This is a genomic window from Mycobacterium sp. 852002-50816_SCH5313054-b (genome assembly GCF_001667185.1).
In the GTDB taxonomy this organism is placed as follows: Bacteria; Actinomycetota; Actinomycetes; order Mycobacteriales; family Mycobacteriaceae; genus Mycobacterium.
The window spans coordinates 93,028-103,560 of sequence record NZ_LZIC01000013.1; the positions used below are offsets into that span (position 1 = coordinate 93,028).

General features: G+C 67.6%; 12 protein-coding genes and 1 pseudogene. 9 read left to right on the plus strand and 4 right to left on the minus strand.

Translation table 11 applies throughout. The features are described from left to right. Window positions 1-41 precede the first annotated feature (41 nt). Window positions 42-1,538 (minus strand): amidase, encoded by a 1,497-nt coding sequence (locus A5787_RS01790; protein WP_066960712.1) that lies wholly within the window; start codon window positions 1,536-1,538, stop codon window positions 42-44. Window positions 1,539-1,599: 61 nt separating this feature from the next. Between A5787_RS01790 and recO the strand changes: the two genes are divergently transcribed. Genes recO through A5787_RS01805 form a run of 3 tightly spaced genes read left to right on the plus strand, consistent with a single transcriptional unit; the run spans window position 1,600 to window position 3,702 of the window. Beyond that, window positions 1,600-2,397 (plus strand): DNA repair protein RecO, encoded by a 798-nt coding sequence (recO, locus tag A5787_RS01795; RefSeq protein ID WP_066960771.1) that lies wholly within the window; start codon window positions 1,600-1,602, stop codon window positions 2,395-2,397. Next, window positions 2,390-3,274, plus strand: coding sequence for a decaprenyl diphosphate synthase (locus A5787_RS01800; RefSeq protein ID WP_066960715.1), 885 nt, complete (start codon window positions 2,390-2,392; stop codon window positions 3,272-3,274). Before recO ends, A5787_RS01800 begins: the two co-directional genes overlap by 8 nt. After that, window positions 3,274-3,702 carry a hypothetical protein gene (locus tag A5787_RS01805; RefSeq protein ID WP_066960718.1) on the plus strand — a complete coding sequence of 143 codons (429 nt, stop codon included), beginning with the start codon at window positions 3,274-3,276 and terminating at the stop codon, window positions 3,700-3,702. Before A5787_RS01800 ends, A5787_RS01805 begins: the two co-directional genes overlap by 1 nt. On the opposite strand, the gene A5787_RS01810 is transcribed toward A5787_RS01805, so the two are convergent. From A5787_RS01810 to A5787_RS01820, 3 genes are all read right to left on the minus strand, one after another. Then, entirely contained in the window at window positions 3,699-4,688 is a 990-nt protein-coding gene (locus tag A5787_RS01810) for an alpha/beta fold hydrolase (RefSeq protein ID WP_066960721.1), read from the minus strand. The two genes, A5787_RS01805 and A5787_RS01810, sit on opposite strands and share 4 nt — an antisense overlap. A gap of 119 nt (window positions 4,689-4,807) precedes the next feature. Then, window positions 4,808-5,200 carry a Fur family transcriptional regulator gene (locus A5787_RS01815; RefSeq protein ID WP_066960724.1) on the minus strand — a complete coding sequence of 131 codons (393 nt, stop codon included), beginning with the start codon at window positions 5,198-5,200 and terminating at the stop codon, window positions 4,808-4,810. Next, window positions 5,197-5,622 carry a helix-turn-helix transcriptional regulator gene (locus tag A5787_RS01820; RefSeq protein ID WP_066960727.1) on the minus strand — a complete coding sequence of 142 codons (426 nt, stop codon included), beginning with the start codon at window positions 5,620-5,622 and terminating at the stop codon, window positions 5,197-5,199. Before A5787_RS01820 ends, A5787_RS01815 begins: the two co-directional genes overlap by 4 nt. Before the next feature lie 187 nt (window positions 5,623-5,809). Between A5787_RS01820 and A5787_RS01825 the strand changes: the two genes are divergently transcribed. From A5787_RS01825 to A5787_RS26350, 6 genes and pseudogenes are all read left to right on the plus strand, one after another. Further along, complete coding sequence (locus A5787_RS01825) at window positions 5,810-7,207, plus strand: glycine--tRNA ligase (RefSeq protein WP_197506939.1); 1,398 nt, start codon at window positions 5,810-5,812, stop codon at window positions 7,205-7,207. Between the two features lie 541 nt (window positions 7,208-7,748). Next, complete coding sequence (locus A5787_RS01830) at window positions 7,749-8,045, plus strand: WXG100 family type VII secretion target (protein ID WP_066960733.1); 297 nt, start codon at window positions 7,749-7,751, stop codon at window positions 8,043-8,045. A 28-nt stretch (window positions 8,046-8,073) separates the two neighbouring features. Then, the gene (locus A5787_RS01835) at window positions 8,074-8,358 is read left to right on the plus strand and encodes a WXG100 family type VII secretion target (RefSeq protein WP_066960736.1); all 285 of its coding nucleotides are present in this window, start codon (window positions 8,074-8,076) and stop codon (window positions 8,356-8,358) included. 215 nt (window positions 8,359-8,573) lie between these two features. After that, entirely contained in the window at window positions 8,574-9,785 is a 1,212-nt protein-coding gene (locus A5787_RS01840; RefSeq protein ID WP_066960739.1) for a PPE family protein, read from the plus strand. A 340-nt stretch (window positions 9,786-10,125) separates the two neighbouring features. Beyond that, window positions 10,126-10,386: a hypothetical protein gene (locus A5787_RS28725; protein WP_066960774.1), complete on the plus strand. Its 261-nt coding sequence runs from the start codon at window positions 10,126-10,128 to the stop codon at window positions 10,384-10,386. Between the two features lie 72 nt (window positions 10,387-10,458). Next, window positions 10,459-10,533, plus strand: a pseudogene (locus A5787_RS26350) (WXG100 family type VII secretion target); the annotation flags it as partial.

Genomic DNA, 10,533 nt, shown 5'->3' on the forward strand with positions numbered 1-10,533 from the left:
GGTTGTCGCGAGCTAAGAGCGCGGTCCGAATGCGCGGCGCCTCACATGCGCGACGGCGGCGCCCCGGCGGGGGGCGTGTCGGCCCCGGCGTGCCACCACACCGGCGGCTGCCTGGTGGACCAGCCGCACACGGCCTCCAGCTCGGCAGCCAGCGAGATCAGCAGGCCCTCGCTGTTTGCTGGCCCCATCAGCTGCACGCCGATCGGCAAACCGTCGGAGGTAAATCCCGCCGGCACGTTGATGGACGGCCACCCCAGCAGGTTCCACGGCCAGGTCAATGGGCACGCGGCGATCATGGCGCGGTCGGTGCCGAAGCTGCCCAATCGGTCGAACGAGCGCGCCAACGGCGGTGGTTCGGCGGTCGTCGGGGCCAGCACCACGTCGACGATGTCGAAGATCGAGCCGACCCGGCGCTGGTCGGCCGCCTCGTGGCGGCGCGCGCTGCGCAGAATCGCCTGCCCCAGCACCTGGCCCATGCGCAGGTTGGACACCGTGCGCGGGTCCAGGATCACGCCGTCGCCCAGCCGTTCCTCCCAATCCCGCAGTCCGGCGGTGGACCGGGCCAGGAAGTTCCATGACAGCCGCAGGCCGTAGTCGGGGTTGCCGGGCACCACTTTGTGGCCGAGCAGCTCGAGTTGCTTGCCCACCGCCCGCGTGGCGGCGAGGATCTCGGGGTGCAACTTGGTCCGAAAACCGTTGTACGGGAACCGGGTCGACAGCGCGATGTTCAGCGGACCGGGTGCCTTGCCGACATAGTCGGACGCCGTGATCGGGGGCGGCTTGTGCCGGTCGCCCTCGACGTTGCCCGACGCGGCGTCGAGCACCAGCGCCGCGTCGGCCACCGTGCGGGCCAGCACGCCGTTGACCGTGATGCCGTTGAACGCCTCGGGCAGCGGCCAGGTGGAGATGCGGCCGCGCTGCGGCTTGATGCCTACCAAGTGCGTCCACGCCGCGGGGATGCGGACGCTGCCGGCGCCGTCGGAGCCGATGGCGGCGGTGACCAGGCCCGCGGCCACGGCGGCCGCGCTACCCCCGGAAGATCCCCCCGGGGTGTGCCGCCGCGACCAGGGATTGCGGGTATGGCCAAAGCCCGGCCCGCTGGTGAACGGCCATTGGCCCAGCTCGCAGGTGTTCGTCTTGCCGACGATCACGGCGCCGGCGGCCTTGAGGCGGCGCACCACCTCGGCGTCCTGGGTCGCGGGCGCGACATACCCCTCGGTGCCGAAGGCGGTGGGCACTCCGGCGACGTCGACGTCGTCTTTGACCGCGATCGGAATGCCGAGCAACGGCGCGGTGTCCCCGGCCGCGCGGCGCCGGTCGGCCTGCGCCGCGTCGGCCAGCGCCGACTCGGTCAGCACCACCCGGAAGGCGTTCAGCGTCGGCTGGCTGGAATGAATGGCGTGCAGCGAACGGCTCACCAGTGTGGTGGACGTCACTGCGCGACTGGCCAGCTGATATAGCAGGTCAGTCATTGTGGGCAGGCGCTGACCGCCGGATCCTGAGATGGACCCGGTGCCCGCCCCGGAAGCGCCGATCACGGGGTACGAGACTAACGGCGCGGATACCCGCATTGTCGCGGCGGGGTGCAAAACTATGGTGATGCGGCTATATCGAGACCGAGCTGTGGTGTTGCGCCAGCACAAGCTCGGCGAAGCCGACCGGATCGTCACCCTGCTGACCCGCGACCATGGCCTGGTCCGCGCGGTGGCCAAGGGCGTGCGCCGCACCCGCAGCAAATTCGGCGCGCGGCTGGAGCCGTTTGCCCACATCGACGCGCAACTGCACCCTGGTCGCAATCTCGACATCGTCACCCAGGTCGTCTCCATCGACGCGTTCGCCACCGACATCGTCAGCGACTACGGCCGGTACACCTGCGGGTGCGCGATGCTGGAAACCGCTGAACGCCTCGCCGGTGAGGAGCGGGCGCCCGCCCCGGCGCTGCACCGGCTCACGGTGGGCGCGCTGCGCGCGGTGGCCGACGGGCGCCGGCCCCGCGACCTGTTGCTGGACGCCTATCTGCTGCGCGCCATGGGCATCGCCGGATGGGCGCCGGCGCTCACCGAGTGCGCCCGGTGCGCCACCGCCGGTCCGCATCGGGCGTTTCACGTCGCCGCCGGGGGCAGCGTCTGCCCACACTGCCGCCCGGCCGGCTCGACCACCCCGCCGCCGGGTGTGCTGGAGCTGATGGCCGCGCTGCACGACGGGGACTGGGAGGCCGCCGAGGCGTCGCCGCAGTCACACCGGGGCTACGTCAGCGGGCTGGTGGCCGCGCACTTGCAATGGCACCTGGAACGGCAGCTCAAAACGTTGCCGCTGGTAGAGCGGACATACCAGGTCGACCGCACCATCGCCGAACGGCGCGCAGCGCTGATCGGGCAGGATACTGCCTGTGGCTGAGCGCAAGCCGAAGTCGACCGATTTCCCGCAGCTGCCCCCCGCGCCCGACGACTACCCGGTCTTTCCCGACAAATCCACCTGGCCCGTCCCCTTCCCTGAGCTGCCGCCGTCCGCCGGCGGCGGCCCGCGCCGTCCCCCGCAGCACACCTCCAAAGCGGCCGCGCCGCGGATTCCGGCCGACCGATTGCCCAATCATGTGGCCATCGTGATGGACGGCAACGGCCGCTGGGCCACCCAGCGCGGTCTCAGCCGGACCGACGGCCATCGGGCCGGCGAGGCGGTCGTCATCGACATCGTCTGCGGCGCAATCGAAATCGGAATCAAATGGTTGAGTCTCTACGCGTTTTCCACGGAGAACTGGAAGCGTTCGCCCGAGGAGGTCCGTTTCCTGATGGGCTTCAACCGCGACGTGGTGCGCATGCGCCGGGTGAACCTCAACACGATCGGGGTCCGAATCCGGTGGGTCGGATCCCGTCCCCGCCTGTGGCGCAGCGTGATCAACGAATTGGCGATCGCCGAGGCGATGACGGACGGCAACGACGTCATCACCGTCAATTATTGCGTGAACTACGGCGGCCGCGCGGAGATCACCGAATCCGCAAGGGAGATAGCCCGTTTGGTGGAGGCGGGCAGGCTCAAGCCGGACCGGATCAGCGAGTCGACGATCTCGCGCCACCTGCAACGGCCCGACATCCCCGACGTCGACCTGTTCCTGCGGACGTCGGGGGAGCAGCGGTCCAGCAACTTCATGTTGTGGCAGGCGGCCTACGCTGAGTACATCTTTCAGGACAAGCTGTGGCCCGACTACGACCGCCGCGACCTGTGGGCGGCGTGCGAGGAATACGCGGACCGCAATCGACGGTTCGGGAGCGCGTGATGCCATCACTGCAGGAGCGGCTGGCGTCGATACTGCGCGACGCCCTTGCCATCGAGGAGGAGCCCGACGGCGCGCTGACGCTGCGGCACAACGGCACGCTGGCCTCGCTGCGGGTGGTGAACATCGCCGAGGGCCTCGATCTGGTGTCGCTGACGCAGATCTTGGCCTGGGATCTGCCCCTGACCAAGAAGATCAGCGACCAGATCGCCAAGCAGGCGCACGACAGCAACTTCGGCAGCGTGACGCTGGTCGAGAAGGCCAACCAGAAGGCGGCGCAACGCAATTCCGGCAAGGGCGTGGCCAAAACAGCGGACGTGATGCTGCGCTACAACTTTCCCGGCGGCGGCCTGACCGACGACGCCCTGCGCACCATGATCCTGCTGGTCCTCGACACCGGCGCGGAGATACGTCGTTCGCTGACGGGCTAGGACACCGCCGCCTCGGTCGCTTCGGCGGCCAGCTCCTCGCGGCCGCCGGTCCGCAGCAGCGACAGCATCGTGTCCGGGTCGTAGTCGGCCGGCCGGGTCGAGTCGACGAACCGTTCGACGACCTCGACGAAGCGGTCGGGGTGGTCGTGGAACGGCATGTGCCCGGAGTCCTCGAAGATCTCGATGCGCGAACCCGGCATCGAGGCGTGGGCGGTGTGCGCGTGGTCGACCGGGATGATCAGGTCGTCTTTGCCCCAAATGATTTGCACTGGAACGGATTTCACGAGATAGCTGCGGTCCAGCATGGTGACGTATTGGCCGCGCGCGTCCACCACCGATCGCAGGGTGCGCGCGAAGGCCGCCAGCCCGTCGGGGTCGAGGAAGCCCTCCATCAGGTTGACCACCTCGGCGGCGTCGCGCCCGAACCTGGTGGAACCCAGCACGGTCTGCACGGCGCGGCCGACGCGCCGGATCGTGGGCATCACCCCGGGTGCGCGCAGCACGCCCAGCGCCTCGGCGCCCAGCGGCATCGCCGCCAACCGCAACGCCAGGCTCACGTCCTTCGTGACGCCGCCGGCGCTCACCAGCACGATGCGCTCCACCAGCTGGGGGTACTGATAGGCGAACTGCATCGCGACGCCGCCCCCGAACGAATGCCCGACGACGGTGACCCGGTCGATGCCGAGCACGGCGAGCAGGTCGCGCATGCCGTTCGCGAAGGCCGGCAGGGAATAGTCGGCGTGGGGCTTGTCGGACTCGCCGTGGCCCAGCAGATCCGGCGCGATGACCGTGAACCGTTGCGCAAGCTTGGCGTGCACCGTTTCCCATGACTTGGAGTTGTCGCCGACGCCGTGGATCAGCAGCAGGGCCGGTCCCGACCCCGCGATCCGGAAGGCACGGCGGTACCCGTGGATCGTGCGGAACTGCAGTGACGGGGCCTCGACCTCGCGGACCGGCCGCAGCTGGGGCGATAGTTCGTTGCGCATCGGGTGCTCACTTCCCTTGAGGTGTTGTCTCGGCCCGTGGGCCACTCATGGGTAGGAGCACGCGGCGGACGCGTGCCGGACACTTTTTTCAGAACTTTTCTGCGGACAGCCTCAGCGCCCTAGGAGCGGCACTGGGCGCAGGTTCCGAAGATCTCGATGGTGTGGCTGACCTCGGAGTAGCCGTGCTTGGCGGCCACCTGCGCCGCCCATTCCTCCACCTCGTGGTCACCCACCTCGATGGTGGAACCGCAGCATCGGCACACCAGATGGTGGTGGTGATGTTCCGAGCACCTGCGGTAGACCGACTCGCCGGTGTCGGTGCGCAGCGTGTCGACCATGCCCGCCGCGGCCATCGACTGCAGCGTCCGGTAGACCGTGGTCAGGCCGATGTTGTCGCCGCGGCGCCGCAGCTCGTCGTGCAGCTCCTGGGCCGAGCGAAATTCGTCCAGCGTCTCGAGCAGCGTGGCGATCGCGGCGCGCTGGCGGGTGGAGCGCACGCTGGCGCCTGTCACGGTGCGTCCTCGCTCGCGTGGGCGACGGCGTCGACGACGATGTGCGCCAGGTGGTGGTCGGCGAGCCGATACAGCACTTCGCGTCCGGACCGTTCGCCGGCCACCACACCCGCCGCCTTGAGGATCTTCAGATGCTGGCTGACCAGCGGCTGCGGCACGCCGAGCGCGTCGACCAGTTCGTGCACGCAGCGGTGCGATTCGCGCAACTGCAGCACGATCGCGATCCGCACGGGTGCGGCCAGCGCGCGCAACAGCTCGCCCGCGGCATCGAGGATCTCCCGCGGCGGTGGGACGGGGTACTCGGGAAACTCCGCGTGTTCGCCCGGCCCGGCCCCGCCATGCTCGTGGGGCAGCACGCTCAGCTCGGATCCCATGTCGCCGCCGGCAGCGGCCGGCACCGAGGACGTTGAGGACGTCGCCATGGGAGAGTCATCACCTCGAGAAGTGCCGGTTATCGGGAGTGCCCGTCGTGGCAATCACGATCGGCCGCTTTCCACTGTCACATGCGTGATGACGCATGTCAAAGATCGCGGCGCCGGTCGATACCATGACTGATGTTTTGCGGGCGGCGGTTCGCCGCCGCCCGTCTGCCCGGATCTTCGAAAGGGAGTGCACAGCCCCGTGGCGTCCGTCATCGACACCGTAGTCAACCTGGCCAAACGGCGGGGCTTCGTCTTTCCCTCGGGCGAGATCTACGGGGGCACCAAATCGGCGTGGGACTATGGCCCGCTGGGCGTGGAGCTCAAGGAGAACATCAAGCGCCAGTGGTGGCGCGCGGTGGTCACCGGCCGCGACGACGTGGTCGGGCTCGACTCGTCGATCATCCTGCCCCGGCAGGTGTGGGTGGCCTCCGGCCACGTCGAGGTCTTCCACGACCCGCTCATCGAGTGCCTGAACTGCCACCACCGGCATCGCCAGGACCACTTGCAGGAGGCCTACGCGGCGAAGAAGGGAATCGCCGACCCCGATTCGGTACCGATGGGCGAGATCGTCTGCCCGGACTGCGGCACCAAGGGCCAGTGGACCGAGCCCCGCGAATTCAACATGATGCTCAAGACCTACCTCGGACCGATCGAGACCGAGGAGGGGCTGCACTACCTGCGTCCCGAGACCGCGCAGGGCATCTTCGTCAACTTCGCCAACGTGGTGACGACCGCGCGCCGCAAGCCGCCGTTCGGGATCGGGCAGATCGGCAAGAGCTTCCGCAACGAGATCACCCCCGGCAACTTCATCTTCCGGACCCGCGAGTTCGAGCAGATGGAGATGGAGTTCTTCGTGGAGCCCTCCACCGCCAGGGACTGGCACCAGTATTGGATCGACACCCGGCTGCAGTGGTACGTCGACCTGGGCATCGACCCGCAGAACCTGCGCCTGTACGAGCACCCGCAGGAGAAGCTGTCGCACTACTCGGACCGCACGGTCGACATCGAGTACAAGTTCGGCTTCGTCGGCAATCCGTGGGGCGAGCTGGAAGGCGTCGCCAACCGCACGGACTTCGATTTGTCAACGCACGCAAAGCATTCCGGGGCCGATCTGTCGTTCTACGACCAGGTCACCGACTCCCGGTACACGCCCTACGTCATCGAACCCGCGGCGGGCCTGACGCGGTCGTTCATGGCGTTTCTCGTCGATGCCTACAGCGAGGACGAAGCGCCCAACGCCAAGGGCGTCATGGAAAAGCGGACGGTGCTTCGGCTCGACCCACGCCTGGCGCCGGTCAAGGCCGCGGTGCTGCCGCTGTCCCGGCACGCCGACCTGAGCCCCAAGGCCCGTGACCTGGCCGCCGAATTGCGCAAGTGCTGGAACATCGATTTCGACGACGCCGGCGCCATCGGTCGCCGGTACCGTCGCCAGGACGAGGTCGGCACGCCGTTCTGCGTGACCGTCGACTTCGACTCGCTCGAGGACGACGCCGTGACCGTGCGCGAGCGCGACGCCATGACCCAGGATCGGGTCGCGATCGGCGCTGTCGCCGATTACCTGGCGGCCCGCCTGAAGGGCTGCTAGGCGCCCCTTCCGCACGGTGATGCCGATTTGTGGTCTCTGCGTACACGGCGCTAATTCGCCGAATGAATCGAACGACTCAAATTGCGCGCGAATTGAGGTTCCGGCTCTTTCGAAAAGTTGCCATCGCAATTCCGCGGAGCGTCCGGGCGCTACGAGCGCCGCGGCCGGGGATCCGCGCTGCTCCGACGGCCTCTGCTCGGTGGTCTGCGGGGTGGCGTCAAGCCGTTTTCGGATTGGATCAAGTTTGTGTTATTGATCCGGTCAAGTTTGCGTTCTCGATTGATTCAAGTTTAGAAAAATATGCGGCTTTTCGGTGATTTTTGCCTTACGATCCGGCCGTGATGGGTGTTGATTTCCGGGAGGCGACGAGGCCGTTGGCACGGCCCGCTGCGCGGGGGTCGTGATGGTTCTCGATTTTTCCTGGTTGCCTGCCCAGGATGTCGCCGCGATGCTGGGCTACCGGGGGTGATAGGTCGGGGCTGCGCGTTGGGCGCCGCAGCGGCGCCTAACTTCAATTTTTTGTTACGGAAGGAGTGGGGTTATGGCTACTCGGTTTATGACCGATCCGCACGCGATGCGGGCGATGGCAGGTCGATTCGACGTGCATGCGCAGACGGTTACGGATGAGGCGCAACGGATGTGGGCGTCGTCGCAAAACATTTCCGGCGCCAGCTGGAGCGGGGCGGCGGAGGCGACGTCCTACAACACCATGGGACAGATGAACCAGGCATTTCGCAACATTGTGAACATGCTGCAGAGCGTTCGCGACGGCTTGATCCGTGACGCCAACAACTACGAGCAGCAAGAGCAGGCGTCGCAGCAGATTTTGAGCAGTTAGCGGCACTGAGACTTAGGAGATTTGTGCGATGACAATTAACTATCAATTCGGCGATGTGGACGCCCATGGCGCGACGATTCGCGCGCAGGCGGCGTCGTTGGAGGCCGAGCACCAGGCCATCGTTCGCGATGTGCTGGCTGCTGGTGACTTCTGGGGTGGCGCCGGTTCGGTGGCCTGCCAGGAGTTCATCACCCAGTTGGGTCGCAACTTCCAGGTGATCTACGAGCAGGCGAACTCCCACGGCCAGAAGGTGCAAAGCGCCGGCAGCAACATGGCCAGCACCGACAGCGCCGTCGGGTCCAGCTGGGCCTGACCACCTCTCAAGGGCGTGGGTAACACCCCGGTGTTACCCACGCCTGAGGCGTTCGGTGACGAGAACCGGTCCCCGACGCGAATTCAGCGCCAATACGGGTGAGACGGTTTGGTGAAACCCCGGATTTTTGATGGCCGATGGACTTAGGATCGGTCCGTGGTGTCTGTTGATCGTTGGACTGTGCCGTTGATGCGGCTGGCTGGCTTGGGGGTGTGATGGTTCCCGCTTTTACGTTCTTCCCGCCGGAGATCAACTCGGCGTTGATGTTCGCCGGGGCGGGTTCGGGGCCCTTGTTCATGGCGGCGTCGGCCTGGGACTCCCTGGCGACGGACCTGGCGGGTGCGGCGTCGTCGTTCCAGTCGGTGGTCTCCGGCTTGACCGACGGGCCGTGGGCGGGGCCGGCGTCGATATCCATGGCGGCGGCGGCGACGCCCTACGTCGGATGGTTGAGCGCGGCCGCCGGGCAGGCGGAGTCGGCGGGTCTGCAGGCGCGCACAGCGGCGACGGCGTTTGAGTCCGCGCTGGCGGCGACTGTGCCCACGCCCGCAATCGCGGCGAACCGCACCCAGTTGATGACGTTGATCGCGACGAACATCCTGGGCCAGAACACCCCGGCGATCTTCATGACCGAGTTCGAGTACATGGAGATGTGGGCCCAGGACGTGGCCGCCATGGTCGGCTATCACGGCGGGGCGATGGGGGTCGCCGCGGCGTTGCCGGCGTTCAGCACGCCGCCCCTGAACCTGGCGGGTTTGACGGGGCTGTTGTCGGCGCCGCTGGCGGGGGTGACTTCGCAGGCCGTCGGATTGGCCTCGTCGGTGGGCGGCGCGATCACCGCTCCGGTGGCCTCGGCGGTCGCCGTGGCCGGACCCGCGGTGTCGCAGGTGTCCGCGCTGGCCTCGGCCGCGCCGATTTCGTCGCTGTCGACCGTCGCCCAGGTCGGGATGATGCCGGTGAGCATGATGATGTCGCCGATCATGATGGCGGCCCAAGCAGGAATGGGCGGCGCGAATTCGGCGGCCCTGGCCGGAGCGACGGGTGCCGCCGGCGCCATGGATCCGGCGAAGTTCGTCAGCAGTGCGGTTCCGAAGGGGCTCGGCGGTGGCGGCATCGGCGGCCTGGGTGGCGCCGAGGCCGGTTTGGGCAAGGCGCGGCTGGTCGGCGCGATGTCGGTCCCGCCGACCTGGCAGGGCTCGGCGCCGTCCCGGATGGTCAGCGCGGCGATGTCGGGCATGGGCGAGATGCCGGCCGGCGCCGCGGCGGCCGGGGCGCCGATGGGCGGCGGCATGCCGATGATGCCGATGCCGATGGGTGGCATGGGCGCGGGCGCGGGCATGCCCGGCGGGATGATGGGCCGCGGCGGAGCCAGTCCGACCCACGTGGTGCAGTCGCGGCCCAGCGTGGTGCCGCGGACCGGGGTCGGATAGGTCGTCGGAAAGGGCAGGTGATAAACCGGGTCGCGAGTCGGCGGCCCCCAGGGCCCGGGTCTGTGGCCATATTGGTTGCACCAAGCGGAGAGTGCTGCTCTCACCCGGATTCCGTCATCCGTTTCGCTCAAGATCTTGCGCTGTTTCTCAAAGAGGCGAAATCGGTGAATCCCGGATATTGTCCTCAGAATTGACTTACGATGCGAAGTGCCTGGTGGTGCTGTATTCGCCGCCGGGTTCGAATGTGAACGAAACGGCTGTGGAAGGGGGCACCGTGCTTTTGCCTCTTGGTTCCCCGCTGCCGGACGATGCGGTGTCGGCAAAGCGAGGCGAGTCGGGGATGCTCGGCGGCTTATCGGTTCCGCTGAAGTGGGGGGTGGCTGTTCCCCCGGATGACTACGACCATTGGGCACCGGAGCCGGAAGAAGGCACCGATGCAACCGCGCAGGCGGCCGAGGGGCTCAGCCCGGAGGCGGCCGGCGACGGCATGGACGAGTGGAATGAGTGGGCCGAATGGAGCGAGTGGCAAGCCGAAGCGGAACCTCGCTTCGACATGCCGCGCACTACCAGCGTGGTACCGACCTCGCCGGCGGCGGGCTGAGGTTTCACGCGTGATCCAAGACCAACCTGTATGAGAAATCCAGGAAGTTAAATCCAGAAGGAGAAAGGCAACATGGCAACACGTTTTATGACCGACCCGCACGAGATGCGGGCGATGGCGGGCCGTTTTGAGGTCCACGCGCAGACC

Bases quoted from the DNA above. Each gene is read 5' to 3' on its own strand.
- recO (WP_066960771.1), top strand. From the start codon at position 1,600: ATGCGGCTATATCGAGACCGAGCTGTGGTGTTGCGCCAGCACAAGCTC.
- A5787_RS01840 (WP_066960739.1), top strand. From the start codon at position 8,574: ATGGTTCCCGCTTTTACGTTCTTCCCGCCGGAGATCAACTCGGCGTTG.
- A5787_RS01820 (WP_066960727.1), bottom strand. From the start codon at position 5,622: ATGGCGACGTCCTCAACGTCCTCGGTGCCGGCCGCTGCCGGCGGCGAC.
- A5787_RS28725 (WP_066960774.1), top strand. From the start codon at position 10,126: ATGCTCGGCGGCTTATCGGTTCCGCTGAAGTGGGGGGTGGCTGTTCCC.
- A5787_RS01830 (WP_066960733.1), top strand. From the start codon at position 7,749: ATGGCTACTCGGTTTATGACCGATCCGCACGCGATGCGGGCGATGGCA.
- A5787_RS01805 (WP_066960718.1), top strand. From the start codon at position 3,274: ATGCCATCACTGCAGGAGCGGCTGGCGTCGATACTGCGCGACGCCCTT.
- A5787_RS01810 (WP_066960721.1), bottom strand. From the start codon at position 4,688: ATGCGCAACGAACTATCGCCCCAGCTGCGGCCGGTCCGCGAGGTCGAG.
- A5787_RS01835 (WP_066960736.1), top strand. From the start codon at position 8,074: ATGACAATTAACTATCAATTCGGCGATGTGGACGCCCATGGCGCGACG.